Raw genomic sequence first — 15,888 nt, 5'->3', positions numbered from 1 at the left:
ACCTATATGAGCACGCGCGGCTTCAAGCCGCTGCGCCCCAACCAGATGAGCTACTGGCAGAACTACAAGAAGTTCATGGTGAGCTTCCTGAAGTCGATGTGGGGCAATGCGGCGACGCCGGAGAACGATTTCGCCTATCAATGGCTGCCGAAGCTCGACGTGCCGGGCTACGACGTGCTGCGCACCTTCGAACTGATGAACCAGGGGAAGGTGAACGGTTATTTCTGCCAGGGCTTCAATCCGCTGCTGTCCTTCCCTAATCGGGGCAAGGTCACGGCTTCGCTCTCCAAGCTGAAATTCCTCGTCGTGATGGACCCGTTGCAGACGGAGACATCGCGTTTCTGGAAGGACGAGGGCGTCTTCAACGACGTCAAGCCCGAGGCCATCCAGACCGAGGTGTTCGAGCTGCCGACGACCTGCTTCGCAGAAGATGAGGGCTCGCTCGTCAACTCCGGCCGCTGGCTGCAATGGCACTGGCCGGGAGCCGAACCTCCCGGCGAGGCCAAGAGCGACACCTGGATCATGGGGCAGCTCCATCTCCGCTTGCGGGCGCTCTACCAGAAGGAAGGCGGCGCCTTCCCTGATCCGATCCTCAACCTGCACTGGCCCTATCGGATACCGGACGATCCGATGCCGGACGAGCTGGCGAAGGAGATGAACGGCTACGTCGTCTCGACCGTCACCGACCCGGTCGATCCGAGCAAGATCGTGCTGGAGAAGGGCAAGTTGGTCGATACGTTMGGGCAGCTGCGCGATGACGGATCGACGGCCTGCGGCTGCTGGATCTATTCGGGCTCCTGGACCGAGCGGGGCAACATGATGGCCCGCCGGGATACGAGCGACCCCGGCAATACCGGCGCCTATGCCAACTGGGCGTTCGCCTGGCCGGCCAACAGGCGCATCCTCTACAACCGCGCCTCCGCCGATATCGACGGAAAGCCGTGGGATCCCAAGCGCAGGCTGATCGAGTGGAATGGCAGCACTTGGACCGGGTTCGACGTGCCGGACATCGCGCCGGCCGCCAAGCCGCGGGATGTCGGCCCCTTCATCATGAACCCTGAGGGCACCGCGCGGCTGTTCTCGCGGGGCATGATGAAAGACGGCCCCTTCCCGGCCCATTACGAGCCGTTCGAAAGCCCGGTCACCAATGTCATGGCGCCCAAGATCCGCGGCAACCCCGCCGCTCGCATCTTCAAGGACGATCTGGCGGCGCTCGGCACTTCGGACAAGTTCCCTTATGCGGCAACATCCTACCGCCTGACCGAGCACTTCCACTTCTGGACCAAGCATGTCTGGGTCAATGCGGTGCTGCAGCCGGAGTTCTTCGTCGAGATCAGCGAACAACTGGCCGCGGAGAAGAACATCCAGCCTGGCAGCTGGGTGAAGGTCTCGTCCAACCGTGGTTCCGTGCATGCGAAGGCCGTTGTGACCAAGCGCATCAAGCCGATGATTTGCGACGGCAAGACGGTCCATATCGTCGGCATCCCGCTCCATTGGGGCTTCACCGGTGCGGCAAGGAAGGGTTTCGGCCCCAACAGCCTCACTCCGTTCGTCGGCGACGCCAACATCGAGACGCCCGAGTTCAAGGCGTTCCTGGTGAATGTCGAGCCGAGCAACGGGCCGGTCACGAGCTGAGGAGGCGGCGATGGCAGGATTGCAGAGTCAGGACTTCGCCCGCATCTCGGCCACGACCTTCAGGCCGCCGGATGTTCGGCATGATTTCGAGGTCGCGAAGCTTATCGACGTCTCGAAATGCATCGGCTGCAAGGCATGCCAGGCGGCATGCCTTGAATGGAACAACCTGCGCGAGGAGGTCGGCTTCAACATCGGCGTCTATGACAACCCGCACGATCTGACGCCGAATACCTGGACGCTGATGCGTTTCACGGAATGGGAAAATGCGGAGAGCGGCAATCTGGAATGGCTGATCCGCAAGGATGGTTGCATGCATTGCGCCGATCCGGGCTGCCTCAAGGCCTGCCCCGCCCCCGGCGCCATCGTTCAGTACAATAACGGTATCGTCGACTTCGTCTCGGAGAACTGCATTGGCTGCGGCTATTGCGTGAAGGGTTGCCCCTTCAACATCCCGCGCATCAGCCAGACCGATCACAAGGCCTATAAGTGCACGCTCTGTTCCGACCGGGTCTCGGTTGGCCAGGCGCCGGCCTGCGCCAAGGCCTGCCCCACCGGCGCGATCGTCTTCGGCACCAAGGCCGCGATGCTGAACTATGCGGAGGGCCGGATCACCGACCTGAAGTCCCGCGGCTTCAAGAATGCCGGCATCTACGATCCGCCGGGCGTCGGCGGCACGCATGTGATGTACGTGCTGCACCATGCCGACAGGCCGCAGCTCTATGCCAACCTTCCGCAGAACCCCAGGATCAGCCAGGTCGTTGAGCTCTGGAAGGGACTGACCAAATATACCGGCATGGCTGTCGTGGGTTTCGCCGCCATGTTCGCCTTCGTCCATGCGACCGTCGCAAGACGTAACGATGTCAGCCGTGCGGAAGATCGCGAGGCCGAGCATCTGATCGACGAGGAGGCAGCCCGTGGCCGTGAGGCGTGAGGAAGAGCGCACGACCGTCGACCGCTACCCCGGCCGCGTGCGCGTCAATCACTGGGTGACGGCGATCTCCCTGATCCTGCTTGCGCTCAGCGGGGCCGCCCTGTTTCACCCGTCGCTGTTCTTCCTGTCGAGCTTCTTCGGTGGAGGCTCGAATACACGGATGCTGCATCCCTGGATCGGCGTGGTGCTGCTGCTGAGCTTTGCCATACTGTTCGTCCAGATGGTCCGCTACAATTTCTGGACCCGTGTCGATACAGAATGGATGCGCCATATCGGCGATGTGATGGCCGGTCGCGAGGAGAATCTCCCCGAAATCGGCAAGTATAACGGAGCGCAAAAGCTCGTCTTCTGGCTGATGACGCTGATGATCCTCGTCCTGTTCGGGACAGGTCTGATGATCTGGTACGAGTATTTCGGAACCAGCTTCACCATCGAACAGCAGCGCTTCGCCCATATCGTGCATGCGCTCGCGGCAATCGCGATGCTGCTGGTCGTCATCGTCCATATCTATGCCGGCTTCTATGTGCGCGGCACGATCAACGCGATGACGGAGGGCAAGGTGACGGGTGGCTGGGCCTTCCGGCATCATCGGCTCTGGCTCCGGCGCGAGGCCCGCAAGGGCGTCATCGACGAGCGGCAGGTGCCCCCGCGCCGTCATGGCATAGGTCCGGCGGAATAGAATTTCGCGGGGCAGCTTCGGCTGCTCCGCCTCGACGTGGCCCGTGGGGTTCGTGAGGTTGATACTTGATGAGTGACAGCCAGGATTTTGCGACCTTTGAAGATGTCGGCATCGCCGAACGCGACAAGCCCCCCTTCGTCCGGCTTCCAGACCCACGCTTGATGTTCGGGCTGCGCGCCATGCGCTTCGCAGCCCTGGCACCGGGGCACCAGCTCCAGCCCTATCTGACCTTCCTTGCGGCGCTCTCAACCGCCCAGGAGCAGTTGGCGGGCGTGATCGCTCCGCCCTCGATGCCCTCCCTCGCCGAACAACGGAGCCGAGCGGCCAACGCGATGCCTCTGCTGCCGCGTACGGAGTTGGCCTTGGACGAGGCGACGTCCACTTGTTTCGGAGGGCTTCTCGTTCTGCTCGAAGACGTCATCATGCCGGAGCTTGCTCGCGCCGCGTTGAACCGGGCGAAGGAAGCGGACAGCGCCGCCCGCGGTACCATGTTCGCAGCCGTGCTCGACGACGCCGTGCCTGCAGAGACTGCCGCCGAACACATCTTCGCGGCTGCGGCCCTGCAAGTCGTTGGGGCTCTACGCGCTGCGCTGCTCGACGCCACCCTGCCCCAGCCCGTCGCCGACGGCGTCTGCMCGTGCTGCGGCGGCCCGCCTGTCGCCAGCGCGGTCATGGCCACGGCGAACATCGAAGGTGTTCGCTATGTCCAGTGCTCGCTTTGCGCAACGCAGTGGAACCATGTCCGGGTGAAATGCGTCTCCTGCGGCTCGACCAAGGGCATCGCCTATCAGGCCATCGAAGGGATCGCTGACACGATCAAGGCAGAGACCTGCGACGAGTGCCGGACCTACCTGAAGATCCTGAACCAACGGAAGGATGCGGAGTTGGAGCCAGTGGCCGACGATGTCGCGAGCCTCGGCCTCGACCTTCTGGTCTCGGAAGCAGGATGGCGCCGTGCTGGCGTAAACCCTTTCCTGCTCGGCTACTGATCATGCGTCTCCCGGAGGGAGCCTGATGAACCGACCCGAACGCTTCCGCCCGCCATCGGTGGATGAGGTGCTACGCAGTCCGCATTGCGAGCTCGCCCTTGCACGCCACGGCCGACCGGCGACCACACGGGCTGTCCGTCAGGTTCTGGAGCGGATGCGGCAAACTGAACCGCCCCACCCTGCCCCCGTCAAGGMGATCGCCGAGCGCGCGTTGGCTTGCCTGGAGGATCAGGAGCGGCCGTCGCAACGACCGGTCATCAACCTCACCGGCACGGTGCTGCACACCAATCTCGGCCGCGCCCTGCTGGCGGAGGAGGCGATCGACGCCGTCATCACGGCGATGCGCTCCCCGACCAACCTCGAATACGACATCGAGGCCGGCAAGCGCGGCGAGCGCGACGCGCATGTCCGCGACCTCGTCCGCGAACTGACGGGGGCCGAGGACGCGCTGCTCGTCAACAACAACGCCTCGGCCGTGCTGCTCGTGCTCAACACCTTCGCCCGGGACCGCGAGGCCATCGTCTCGCGCGGCGAGCTGATCGAGATCGGCGGCGCCTTCCGCATGCCCGACATCATGGCGCGTGCCGGCGCGATCCTGCGCGAGGTCGGCACGACCAACCGGACGCATCTGCGCGATTATGCCGAGGCAATCGGCTCCGCGACGGGGCTGATCATGAAGGTCCATACATCGAATTACATGGTGCAGGGTTTCACCGCTGCCGTTGAGCCCGCAGAGCTTGCGGCGCTGGCGCATCAGCATGACCTCCCCTTCGTCGATGATCTCGGCTCCGGCACCCTGATCGACCTCGCGCGCTGGGGGCTGCGCCATGAGAAGACGGTGCAGGATGCACTGAAGGGCGGCGCGGACCTCGTCACCTTCTCGGGCGACAAGCTGCTCGGCGGGCCGCAGGCCGGCTTCATCGCTGGTCGCAAGGAACTGGTGGCCCAGCTCGCGAAGAACCCGCTCAAGCGCGCCCTGCGCCTCGACAAGCTGCGCCTTGCTGCGCTTGAAGCCACGTTGAAGCTCTACCGCAACCCCGACCGGTTGGCCGACAGGCTGCCGACGCTGCGCTTGTTCACGCGCCCTGTAGCCGCACTGCGCATCCTGGCCGAGCGCGTGCAGCCGCACGTCGCCGACGTTCTTGGCTCCGGCTGGATCGTCGAAATCGCCGATTGCTCCAGCCAGATCGGCTCAGGCGCGCTGCCGCTCGAAACGCTGCCGAGCGCCGGGATCACGATGAAGCCATCCGGCAAGGCCTCCGGCGCGGCGCTGGACAAACTCGCCGCCGCCTTTCGCGCCCTACCCCTGCCCGTGATCGGGCGCATCGCTCAAGGCGCGCTGGTCTTCGACCTGCGCTGCCTGGAGGACGAGGACGCCTTCATCGGCCAATTGCGCTTGTTGAATCCCGAGGCCGGCGATGCCCTTGCTTGACCGCCTCCTCCGTCGCGACCGGTCGCCGCCGGCCGACACCACTACGGCGATGGCTGCCGCCGCGGCGGCGGTCGAGCGTGGAGATTACGGTGCGGCGCTGGCCATCTGGGGTCCGCTCGCTCATGCCGGCCTGGCGCGCGCCCAGAACAATATCGGCGCCTGCTTCGCCGAGGGACTGGGCGTCGAGCCCGATCCGGCGCTCGCGCTGCGCTGGCTCTCGCTCTCGGCCGAAAGCGGCGATGCGGTCGGCCAGCGCAATCTCGCTGCTCTGCATTTCAAGGGTGACGGCGTCGCGCAAAGCGACGCCGAGGCGTCCCGGCTCTACCGGCTCGCGGCCGAACAGGGTGATGCGCCGGCGCAGGACATGCTCTCCTGGATGCTCCTTGAGAGCGGCAGTGCGGCCGACCTGCCCGACGCCCTGCGCTGGGCGGAAGCCGCGGCCGGGGCCGGGATCGCTGCCAGCATGACCCGGCTCGGGATKATGCATCACGAGGCGCTCGGCGTAGAGCGGAATCCGGTGCTGGCGGCGCAGTGGTGGCAGCGCGGCGCCGAAGCCGGCGACGCCGACGCGAAGGCCATGCTCGGCGCCGCGACACTGCTCGGCCAAGGCGTCACGAAAGATGCTGCCCGCGCTCTCTGCCTCCTGCTGGACGCCGAGCGCTGCGGCAGCCTGCTCGCCGCCCCCTTCATCAAGGCAGCGCGCGCGGCCGTCGCGCCCGAAGAGGCCGCGCCATGATCATCGGCACGGCGGGCCATATCGATCATGGCAAGACCTCGCTGGTGAAACGCCTCACCGGCGTCGATACCGATCGTCTCAAGGAGGAGAAGGAGCGTGGCATCACCATCACGCTCGGCTTTGCCTTTTGGCCGCAGCGGGATGGCCGGATCGTCGGGTTCATCGATGTGCCTGGTCACGAGAAATTCGTGCACACGATGCTGGCCGGCGCCTCCGGCATCGATCTGCTGCTGCTCGTCGTGGCGGCCGATGACGGGGTGATGCCGCAGACGCGCGAGCATGTCGACATCGCCCGCTTGCTCGGCATTGGCCAAGCCGTCGTCGCGATCACCAAATCCGACCTCGTCGAAGCGGCGCGCCTCGCCGCGTTGCACAGCGAGATCGGTATGCTGCTTGCTGATACGCCATTCCCTGACGCACCGATCCTGCCGGTCTCGACCGTGACCGGGTCGGGTATCGCCGAGCTTGCCGCGCGGCTGAGCGAACGAGCCCAATCCTCGCATATGCGCCGTGGCGATGGCGCCTTCCGCCTGGCCGTGGATCGCTGCTTCACACTCTCCGGCGCCGGCACGGTCGTTACCGGTACGGTCCTCTCGGGAGCAGTCGCGGTCGGCGACAGCATCATTGTCTCCCCTTCAGGCATCCCGGCACGCGTGCGCTCGATCCACGCCCAGAACCTCCCCACTGAGCGAGGTACGGCCGGCGATCGCTGTGCTCTCAATCTCGCGGGGTCGGAGATATCAAAGGACGCGATCCATCGTGGCGATATGATTGTCGCTTCGCATCTGCATGCTCCGGCCACGCGGATCGACGCCGAACTCACAATCGTCGCATCCGAGAAGAAGCCGCTGGCGATGTGGCAACCGGTGCGGCTGCACCATGCGGCGACCGAGGTGGGCGCCCGCATCGTCCTGCTTGGCGGCGAGATCGCGCCCGGCGCGACGGCGCTGGTACAGCTCGTGCTCGACAGCCCGATTGCGGCCGCCACGCTTKATCGCTTCGTGCTGCGCGACACCAGCGCCTCACGGACGATCGGCGGTGGCCGCTTCCTCGACTTGCGCGCGCCGGAGCGTCGGCGCCGAAGCCCGGAGAGGCAGGCCCAGCTGTTCGCCCTAGCCGAGACCGACGATGCGGAGGCGCTGGCAAGGCTGCTCGACGAGCCACCCTATCATGCCGAGCTGGAGGCCTTCGCGCGTGACCGCGCGCTCGGGCCCGGGCAGTCCGAGGCACTGGCGGTCAGGCTCGGCCTTGTGCCAATCGGTGCTTCGGTCATGCTCCCGCAGAGCTGGAAGAACCTCTCCGGCTCGGTGATCGAGATATTGAAAGCCTATCACGCCGACCACCCCGACCAGCCGGGAATGGGGCTGGAAAGGCTGCGATTGGCCGTGACGCCGCGCTTGCCTGCCGCCGTCTTCCGCACGGCGCTGACCCGGCTGGCGCATGCCGGTGAACTCGTCGTCATCGGTTMCTGGATCAGGCGGCCCGAGCACGAAGTCAGGCTGACGCCGCAGGATGAGGCGCTCTGGGCACGCGTCGCGCCGTTGATCGGCAGCGGCGAGCGCTTCCGCCCGCCCCGCGTACGCGACGTCGCCCAGATCCTGGGTTGCCGCGAGGAGGATATCCGCCGCCTGTTCCGCCTTGCCGGGCGTCGCGGCGATGTCCACGAGCTCGCACTTGACCACTTCTTCCTGCGCGATACGGTCTCCGAAATGGTCGGCGTCGCGGCAGACCTCGCGGCACGCGACCCGGCCGGGTTCAACGCCGCGCAGTTTCGCGACAGGCTCGATAACGGCCGCAAGGTCGCGATCCAGATCCTTGAATTCTTCGATCGCCATGGCGTCACAATCCGCCGCGGCGATCTCAGGCGCATCAACCGTCAGCGGCTCGACCTGTTCGGTCCGCTGACGGTTGATGCGTCGAATGGAGGAGAAGCGTCCCCGGTGGGGCGTCCGGACTTCAAATCCGGGAGGGGCCGTCAGACGGTCTCTGGTGGGTTCGACTCCCATTCTCTTCCGCCAGCTCACTGAGGCGCCATGACCGAAGACACAGACGCGCCGGACCTCAACCTGATCGCGGTCTTCGAGGAAGCGGCTGAAGCTGCCCGGCGGGCCGAGGACGCGTATCGTCGCGAGGCGGCCACGCGGATCGAGGTGCTCGCCCGGGAACGCGCCAACGCCTTCCGCAGGCTCAACCTGATGCGCAGCTCGACCAAAGCCATCGTCGAGGCAGAGGATCCCGACAAGGCGACTGCGCGCGCCAGGTTCATCGTCGCCAGTGCGCTCGGCTGGGACGAGATCGGTCCGCGGCAGGCGCTCGTCCTCGACAGGCTGATGCCGGTCTTCGAGGCGATACAGGACGAGATGAGCGCAAGCGAGGGGCCGCCCGGTCGGGGTTCGCAGGCCGCCCTGCTCGCCTTCGAGGACTGGTACCGGGAGGAGACCGGCACGGAGTTCTACGCTCTGTTCGAGCGCTATATGCCGGAGACCCCGCGTGTCGACTTCTAAAGGGCTGGGTACCGATTTCGACGCCTGGCTCGCCAAAGCGTTCCGAAAGGGTCCGTTCACGGCGCTGATCGTGCTGGTCCGCATTGCCGAGCCGAAGGTCGAGCCTCTGCGCTCCACCTATGTCCATGTCATCGGCGACGAGATCGACTGGGGCGACATCATCCTGATGTTTCGCAGCGCCGGCGTGAGCTGGGATGCCGTCGCGTTTTTTCCGACCCGCGCAGAGAAGGGCGGCCCACTCGACGACGCGCTCGCCCRCACGCGTTTGCGCTCGCTGGAAGACGGATTGGAGCGCGACCGGCTGGTCCTGAACCACGGCGAGCTTTTCGACGTCTGGGGGCGCCGGATGCGGGTCGATGAAACCTAGGGAAACGGCCCGAATTGCGGTTTGCGGGAAGGCCGATGCAAACGCGGAAGGTCAGATCATCGGAGCGGATGCGAGATCCGGTCCGATGATCTAGCTGACGATCACCCGCGCAGGGCCGGCCTCGACTGTTCCGACGATGCGGGCGGAGGGATATCCAGCCGCCTTCACCATGGACAGAATCTCGTCTGCCCTCCCTGCTGCACAGGAGACCAGGAGGCCGCCCGAGGTCTGCGGATCGGTGAGCAAATGGCGCTGCCAGTCCGGCAGTCCGGCCGGTAGCGCGACGCCCTCGCCATAGCTCGCCCAGTTGCGGTGCGAAGCACCGGTCACGCGCCCGTCGCGTGCCAGTTGCTCGGCCTGCGAGAGGAAGGGCAATTCAGCCAAGCGGAGCCGCAAGGTCGCGCCCGAGCCGCGCGCCATCTCCAGCCCGTGCCCGAGAATGCCGAAGCCGGTGACGTCGGTGATCGCATGGACGTCGCCATCCCCTGCTAGTTCGGCGCCGACGCGGTTGAGCAGGGTGGTCGAGGCGATCATCTCGTCATAGGCGGCCTTTGGCAGCAACTCCTTCTTGAAGGCCGCCGAATAGATCCCCACGCCCAATGCCTTGGTCAGGATCAGCGCATCGCCCGGCCGCGCACCGCTGTTCCTGCGCAGGTTCGGCAGCTTCAACAGGCCGATCACTGCAAGTCCGTAGATCGGCTCGGGTGCATCGATGGAGTGCCCGCCCGCGACCGGAATGCCGGCCTGGGCGCAGATCGAGGCGCCGCCCTTCAGGATCTCGCGCGTCGTCTCGATCGGCAGCTTGTCGAGGGGCATGCCGAGGATTGCCAAGGCCATGATCGGCTTGCCGCCCATGGCATAGACATCCGAGATCGCATTGGTCGCCGCGATCCGGCCGAAATCATGCGGATCGTCGACCATCGGCATGAAGAAATCCGTCGTCGCGACGACGCAGGTCTCATCGTCGATMTGCCAGACCGCCGCATCGTCGCCGGTCTCCGTGCCGACGAGAAGCTGACGGTAAGGCCCTGCCGCAGGGTGGTCCGCAAGCAGTTGCTGCAGGACCGACGGCGCCAGCTTGCAGCCACAGCCGCCGCCATGTGCCAGGCTGGTCAGGCGGGGGGGAGCGGGAGTGTCAAGGTCGATCGTGTCGCTCATGGTCCAGTCTCCAGAAGAGCAGCGCCCCATCCGCCTCGCCGACTAAGCCGTGATCTCGGCCGACCTGATCGTGTACTTGAACGTGTCGGCATCGAGACAGTCGAGCAACGCGCCAGCGATTTCAGCCTGCGGATACATCAGGAATGCCACCTTGTGGCGCGAGCCCGGCAATTCCAGGTCATGAGCCATGTTGTAGCCGAGCCAGTTGCCCTCCCAGGCGCCGAACAGCGTCTTTCGCGCGGCCACCACCTTGGGCGTGTCGATTGCATTGTTCCCTGGCGGCTCCTCCAGGACGACCTTGCGCACATCGGCGGGATCGGTTGCGACCCAACCATAGCCATCGAGCCAGACCTCGGCTCGGCAATGCTGCGCCTTGGTGATGGTCGCGGAACCGGCACCGAGGCTGGCATAGCCGAACTTCGAAGGCGCGACGCGAATACCGTAGATGTCGCGGGCCGGGATGCCCGCGGCACGTACCAGCGCGACATAGAGTGCGTTCAGATCGGCGCATTTGCCGCCAAGATTGCCGGTGCGCAGCATCGAGGCGACGTCGCCGGTACCGCAACCGCGTGTCCTGGCGTCACGGAACGTGTTCACGACAACCCATTCGTAGATCGCTCGCGCCTTGTCGAGGTCGCTCGCCTTACCGGCAATCGCCTTATCGGCAGTCTCCTTGACGATGCCGTCGGTGGGCATCAGCTCGGTCGCCTCGAGATAAAGCCTGCGCTCGGCCGCGCTCAGAATTGGCGCCTGGGATCTTGCGCCGAGATCTTCGGCCCGGTCGCGCAGCGAAAAACTGCTGCGAACCTCGATAGCGGGCGCTGCCTCACCGTCCTTGAAGACAACATGCAGCAACTGCGCGCCATATTTGGGATCACTGACGACCTCCGCCGAGGCAGCGTTACTCTGCCAGGCGTTTTTACCCAACCTGATCCATTCGCCCTCCTGCACTGATGGCAGCGGAATCCAGGCCTGTGCCCTGCCCTTCGCCGGCAATTCGAGCCGGGTCAGCACCTCGAAATTGCGCCAGGCACCGGGCGAAGGCGCAAAGACGGCGTCCTGGGCGAGGACGTGGTGCGGAGCCACAAACCCCGCAGCTGCGACCACGGCACCGGTTTTCAGCATGTCACGACGCGTAATCATCGGATCTCCTCCCTGCTCTGGCTTCCATCGATCGTCTGTTCCGCCGGCGTCCCGTTCTTGCGCTGCGACAGTCGCGTCAGCACGGGGATGACGGCCGGGCCCGTCCAATCGAGCGGCTCTTCGGCCTTGAAGGCCGGGCTCAGGTCGCGATCGAGCACGAAGCTCGTCGGCAATCCCTCAACATGCCAGGCCTTCATCGCGCTGCGGTCGCGGTCCAGCAGGATGGGGAATGAAACCGGGCGCTCGCGGAAGAAGGTCCTGACCCGGGCGTCGACCTCGCCGACATCGACGGCGAGGATCGTGAGCTGGACCGGCTGCTGAGCCGCGAGTGCGTTCAGCGAGGCCATCTCCTCGATGCAGGGGGCGCACCATGTCGCGAAGAAATGGACGATCACGGGACCGCCGGGCAGCTCCGCCAGATCGATACGAGCGCCGTCGAGGCGGTCGAGAACGAGTGTTGGGGTGGTTTCGGCAAACCAAGGCTTGAGCTCTTCGGCCAAGCTCGACGTGCTGGCGAGCACCAGCGACGAGGCGATCAACAGCACCCGCCAGGAGCGCCCTTGTCCGGCATTCAGTCGATGAGCGCCCCGAAACTCGGGAGCCGTGACCGTAACCACGCCTCATCTTGTCCCAGATGCTCCAGCAAGGTCAATTTCGACTTTCGCCGCGGCACATGATGAGTGCGCACCCAGGGTCTGTCCGGATTGGAAGGCGCCCGTGCCACGAGAGCTCCGGCTTCGCTGTCACATACAGACCAGCGCTCGCTGCGCTTCATTGGGGCGCCGAGCCCACCCGCGCTTCTCCGTCTTGTTCGGACGAAGCGCGCCATGCCTCCTCAGCGGCGCTCGCAACGGCAGTGGGTCTGTGCCATTTTTCGCAGGCGACGGTCCGATCTCCGGTCGGCGCAGCAGGACGATCGATATGGAGAGCCACCTCCGGGTAGAATCGACGGTCTGGCGAAATGGCGGCCTTGCTCCGAGCAGCCGCGCCGTGCCGGAAGAATCTGCGATCGCGATCACCTATAACGGATCATCTTACGCCGTGATGATGGCGACACCCGATGATCTCGAGGATTTCGCGATCGGGTTCAGCCTGACCGAAGGTATCATCCCCTCGCTGGATGAAATCCACTCGCTTGCGATCATCGAGCAGGAGATCGGCATCGAGTTGCAAATCTGGCTCGCTGATGCGCCTGCGGAGAAGCTCCAGCATCGCCGTCGCTATCTGGCAGGACCGACCGGCTGCGGCTTGTGCGGCATCGAGCAGCTCTCCGAGGCGATACGGCCTCTGCATTCGGTTCCGCTCGGCCTGAATTTCTCTCCTGAGGAGATCATGATGGCGGTTCAATCGATCTCGGGCCAGCAAACGCTGAATCGTCAGACGCACGCAGTGCATGCTGCCGCTCTCTGGGAGCGCCACCAAGGCCTTGCTGTCCTGCGCGAAGACGTGGGCAGGCACAATGCCCTCGACAAGCTGGTCGGGGCACTCGCCCGCCAGAAGCGCGAGGCCGATACCGGCATCGGTGTCCTCACCAGCCGCATCTCGGTCGAGATGGTTCAGAAAGCTGCCATCGCTCGACTACCAATTCTCGCTGCCGTCTCCGCTCCCTCGGCGCTGGCCATACGGACGGCAGCCGATGCCGGAATGACGCTGATCGGGATCGCACGCGGCGACGGCTTCGAGATATTCACCCATCCCGCTCGCATATCGTGGACCTAAAGCATTGGCCCGAAATGTAGATTGCGGCTTTCGGGAAAGGCGATGCAAACACAAGGTTAGATCATCGGACCAGACATGATGTCCGGTCCGATGATGTGGTGCGCTTGTTGCCGGGGACGTTACGCAAGCGGTTCGTCCTCGAACATGGAATTCGCGCCGGTGCTTCAGAGCGCGAGGCGTGACCTCGCCTGTTCGGCCTGTGCCTTCGCCATTGCAATCAGCGGTGACCGGCGCGCGAGGACATCTTGGACATTCGTCTTGTCCGCACGCTCAGGCGCGCCTGAATCGAAGGGCGGTTGCGGGTCGTATTCAAGGACGAGCTGGATGTGGCGTGCGGTTTCCTCACCCACGAGCGCAGCAGCGAGCGTCAATCCGAAATCCAGTCCGGCCGTCACACCTCCGCCAGTCATCCGGTTGCGATCGATCACGACGCGATCAGTCTGGAGCTTTGCGCCCATCAAAGGCAGTAGATCCCGGACATACCAGTGCGAGGTCGCTCGATAGCCCTTCAACAGTCCCGCGGCTCCGAGCAGCAGAGAGCCGGTGCAGACGCTTGTGACATAACGAGCTTGCGCGCCGCGTTCGGCGAGGAAACCCAGCACCTCGCTATCCCCCAYCAGGGTGACACTGCCCTTCAACCCGCCGGGGACGAACAGGGCGTCGAGATCGCGGGGGCATTCGGAGAATGTCGTTGTTGGCGTGACCGGCAGTTTCACATCGCTGGTGACGGCTGCCCTGCCCTTCCAGACCAGATGAGTTTCAGCCTGCAGAAGCGAGAACACCGTCAGCGGACCGACGAGATCGAGCAGGACCATATCCGGGTGGACAAGCATCGCGACGCGCATCGGCGCGGAACCCRTTGCCGCAGGTTGTGCCTCGGCCGCGCGCACATGTCCGAACAAGCCCGAGAGCGCCCCTGTCGCGGCCAGTGCTGTCAGGTCCCGGCGCGTCATGTCAGTCGTCATGGCTTGATCTCCACGGTCTCACCGAGGCGGATCATCTCGAAATCGGAGACCAGGATTTCGAGTTCGATGGTCCACCGACCACCGATGGGAATGACGAGGCTGTCGACATGCCAGGCGCCGTCGCTCGACCGGACGGCCTGACGCTCGATCGGTTCGACCCCGGCCGACGGGTTCGACATGACGCAGCGAACTTCCTTGACCGTGAGCGGTCCAAACTCCCCGTCGAGCAGTGAAATCGAAATGGAGGCTGGCCCCGCACGTCCAGGCGAGATGCGGATGTCCGCCATCGCCTTGGCCGTGTGAATGTGGACCGATGCAGGCGGCGCGGCCGCATCGAGAAGTGCCCGCGGCGGCGGCGTGAAGCGCCAGGTCGCAACGGTGCCAAGGACAAGGAACACCAGCAAGGTTTCGGCCGCGATCATGCGCCGCATCGTCTTGGCGGCGATGCCCGTTCGAGACAGGACAAGGGGCGTGAGGCGGTAGCGGTTGATGGCGGCCAGGCCCAGCAGGATTGCAACCCAGGCGAGCTTGATCAGCAGAACCCAGCCATAGCCGGTCGAGATCAGTGCGCCTGGCTGTTCGAGCTGAACCACCGCCAGGATGCCACCGCTGAGCAGGGTCAAGCCAACAACGACAGGTATCCAACGCGAGAACTGGCGCAGCACGGTAATTGCGTCGGCCTCCCGCAGAGCGAAGAACAGCGGCACCAAGGCTCCTGCCCAGGCGGAGACGCTGACGGCGTGAACAAAGACTGCACTCCGCATCAACCACTGCGGGCTGGCCGCGCTGGCATGGCCGCTCGCGGCGAGCGCCACCCCTACAGTCAGGAGGGCTGCTCCAGCGAAGACCGGCCCCATGCGGCCGCGTACCGCCAGGGAGGCCATTCCGAGCAGAAATGCGACGGCTGCAGCCAGCGCCGTGCGGCCAAAGCTGCTGGCGGCCGCGGCGCTCCAGACGTCCGCTTCGCCCAGGCTGCCGAGGKAGCGATCCAGGATATCGAGCCCTTGCGCGGCGAGTGCCAGCGGCAAGGCGGCAGATCCGAGCAGGATGAACAATCCGAGCGGTCGCCGGGCATCGCGAGGCAAGGGACCAACCCAGGTCGCAAAGGCTGCCCMGCCGAGCCCCATGAGCAAGCCCAGATAGAGCCCTACCTTTCCCAGCCAAAGGGTAGCCCGCACAGCAGGATCAGTCCGTGTCTCAGGAGTTGGCGACTGGCCGCTGGGCGCACCGACCGAGAAGACCACTGCCCCACCAACCGGGTGCCCATCCTCGGAAATGACGCGCCAGCTCAGAACATGCGTTCCGGCTGACAGTTCGGCGGGCGCTTCGATCATCAGCGTCCTGTCCTTCAGCACGAACCGATCGAGTGTGCGGGACGTGCTGTCTGGTCCGATCAGCTTCAGGATGAGCGGCGACACCGGTTCACTGAAGCTCAGTGTCAACACCGCAGGGGCGTTGGTCACGACCGCGCCGTCCGCCGGCGAGGCGGCGATCAGCGCGGCATGAGCGAAGGCGCGTCCGGTTATTGCCGTGGCGACAGCCAAGGCGCAGGTCAGGACGAAGGCGAGGCGAAGGGGCCAGCGCATGGCAACTCCCAGCAGCCGGGCGCGAAGCCCGGCCACTTGCTCGG

At 65.2% G+C, this 15,888-nt stretch carries 14 protein-coding genes, 1 tRNA gene and 1 pseudogene; 11 read left to right on the top strand and 5 right to left on the bottom strand.

The window, feature by feature from the left end; all coding sequences use genetic code 11:
• From AC1DJT_RS22375 to AC1DJT_RS22330, 10 genes and pseudogenes are all read left to right on the top strand, one after another.
• On the top strand, positions 1 to 1,635 hold a 1,635-nt coding region (locus AC1DJT_RS22375), incomplete at its 5' end, for a molybdopterin dinucleotide binding domain-containing protein (RefSeq protein WP_476834887.1).
• A 10-nt stretch (positions 1,636 to 1,645) separates the two neighbouring features.
• Positions 1,646 to 2,566 carry a formate dehydrogenase subunit beta gene (gene fdxH, locus AC1DJT_RS22370; RefSeq protein WP_441491594.1) on the top strand — a complete coding sequence of 307 codons (921 nt, stop codon included), beginning with the start codon at positions 1,646 to 1,648 and terminating at the stop codon, positions 2,564 to 2,566.
• Positions 2,550 to 3,245 carry a formate dehydrogenase subunit gamma gene (locus AC1DJT_RS22365; RefSeq protein WP_441491595.1) on the top strand — a complete coding sequence of 232 codons (696 nt, stop codon included), beginning with the start codon at positions 2,550 to 2,552 and terminating at the stop codon, positions 3,243 to 3,245. The genes fdxH and AC1DJT_RS22365 overlap by 17 nt, the downstream gene beginning before the upstream one ends.
• 68 nt (positions 3,246 to 3,313) lie before the next feature.
• Positions 3,314 to 4,234, top strand: a complete 921-nt coding sequence (gene fdhE, locus AC1DJT_RS22360) for a formate dehydrogenase accessory protein FdhE (RefSeq protein ID WP_476834886.1) — start codon at positions 3,314 to 3,316, stop codon at positions 4,232 to 4,234.
• Positions 4,235 to 4,259: 25 nt separating this feature from the next.
• Positions 4,260 to 5,666: an L-seryl-tRNA(Sec) selenium transferase gene (gene selA, locus AC1DJT_RS22355; RefSeq protein WP_476834885.1), complete on the top strand. Its 1,407-nt coding sequence runs from the start codon at positions 4,260 to 4,262 to the stop codon at positions 5,664 to 5,666.
• Positions 5,653 to 6,402: a tetratricopeptide repeat protein gene (locus AC1DJT_RS22350; RefSeq protein ID WP_476834884.1), complete on the top strand. Its 750-nt coding sequence runs from the start codon at positions 5,653 to 5,655 to the stop codon at positions 6,400 to 6,402. The genes selA and AC1DJT_RS22350 overlap by 14 nt, the downstream gene beginning before the upstream one ends.
• Positions 6,399 to 8,213: pseudogene (gene selB / locus AC1DJT_RS22345) on the top strand (selenocysteine-specific translation elongation factor); the annotation flags it as partial. The gene AC1DJT_RS22350 and the pseudogene selB, both read left to right, overlap by 4 nt.
• Before the next feature lie 111 nt (positions 8,214 to 8,324).
• Positions 8,325 to 8,420, top strand: a tRNA-Sec gene (locus tag AC1DJT_RS22340).
• 15 nt (positions 8,421 to 8,435) lie between these two features.
• Positions 8,436 to 8,906 (top strand): hypothetical protein, encoded by a 471-nt coding sequence (locus tag AC1DJT_RS22335; protein WP_441507791.1) that lies wholly within the window; start codon positions 8,436 to 8,438, stop codon positions 8,904 to 8,906.
• Positions 8,893 to 9,273 carry a hypothetical protein gene (locus AC1DJT_RS22330; RefSeq protein ID WP_476834883.1) on the top strand — a complete coding sequence of 127 codons (381 nt, stop codon included), beginning with the start codon at positions 8,893 to 8,895 and terminating at the stop codon, positions 9,271 to 9,273. Before AC1DJT_RS22335 ends, AC1DJT_RS22330 begins: the two co-directional genes overlap by 14 nt.
• A 90-nt stretch (positions 9,274 to 9,363) precedes the next feature.
• On the opposite strand, the gene selD is transcribed toward AC1DJT_RS22330, so the two are convergent.
• From selD to AC1DJT_RS22315, 3 genes are read right to left on the bottom strand one after another with little or no spacing between them, the layout of a single operon-like run.
• Positions 9,364 to 10,431 carry a selenide, water dikinase SelD gene (gene selD / locus AC1DJT_RS22325; protein WP_476834882.1) on the bottom strand — a complete coding sequence of 356 codons (1,068 nt, stop codon included), beginning with the start codon at positions 10,429 to 10,431 and terminating at the stop codon, positions 9,364 to 9,366.
• A gap of 42 nt (positions 10,432 to 10,473) precedes the next feature.
• Complete coding sequence (locus tag AC1DJT_RS22320) at positions 10,474 to 11,574, bottom strand: transglutaminase-like domain-containing protein (protein ID WP_441507793.1); 1,101 nt, start codon at positions 11,572 to 11,574, stop codon at positions 10,474 to 10,476.
• Entirely contained in the window at positions 11,571 to 12,191 is a 621-nt protein-coding gene (locus AC1DJT_RS22315; RefSeq protein WP_441507794.1) for a TlpA family protein disulfide reductase, read from the bottom strand. The genes AC1DJT_RS22320 and AC1DJT_RS22315 overlap by 4 nt, the downstream gene beginning before the upstream one ends.
• Positions 12,192 to 12,495: 304 nt before the next feature.
• Here AC1DJT_RS22315 and fdhD point away from each other — a divergent pair, with 304 nt between their 5' ends.
• Positions 12,496 to 13,293 carry a formate dehydrogenase accessory sulfurtransferase FdhD gene (gene fdhD / locus AC1DJT_RS22310; protein ID WP_476769300.1) on the top strand — a complete coding sequence of 266 codons (798 nt, stop codon included), beginning with the start codon at positions 12,496 to 12,498 and terminating at the stop codon, positions 13,291 to 13,293.
• Positions 13,294 to 13,457: 164 nt separating this feature from the next.
• On the opposite strand, the gene AC1DJT_RS22305 is transcribed toward fdhD, so the two are convergent.
• The gene (locus AC1DJT_RS22305; protein WP_476834881.1) at positions 13,458 to 14,258 is read right to left on the bottom strand and encodes a DJ-1/PfpI family protein; all 801 of its coding nucleotides are present in this window, start codon (positions 14,256 to 14,258) and stop codon (positions 13,458 to 13,460) included.
• A partial coding sequence (locus tag AC1DJT_RS22300) for a copper resistance CopC/CopD family protein (RefSeq protein WP_476834880.1) occupies positions 14,255 to 15,888 on the bottom strand: 1,634 nt, incomplete at its 5' end. The genes AC1DJT_RS22300 and AC1DJT_RS22305, both read right to left, overlap by 4 nt.

The organism is Allobosea sp. 05T422_2 (genome assembly GCF_056396265.1).
This window is presented reverse-complemented; position numbering and strand designations above follow the sequence as displayed.

Coding starts and splice junctions, on each gene's coding strand:
- fdxH (WP_441491594.1), top strand. CDS start 1,646: ATGGCAGGATTGCAGAGTCAGGACTTCGCCCGCATCTCGGCCACGACC.
- AC1DJT_RS22335 (WP_441507791.1), top strand. CDS start 8,436: ATGACCGAAGACACAGACGCGCCGGACCTCAACCTGATCGCGGTCTTC.
- AC1DJT_RS22320 (WP_441507793.1), bottom strand. CDS start 11,574: ATGATTACGCGTCGTGACATGCTGAAAACCGGTGCCGTGGTCGCAGCT.
- fdhD (WP_476769300.1), top strand. CDS start 12,496: ATGGAGAGCCACCTCCGGGTAGAATCGACGGTCTGGCGAAATGGCGGC.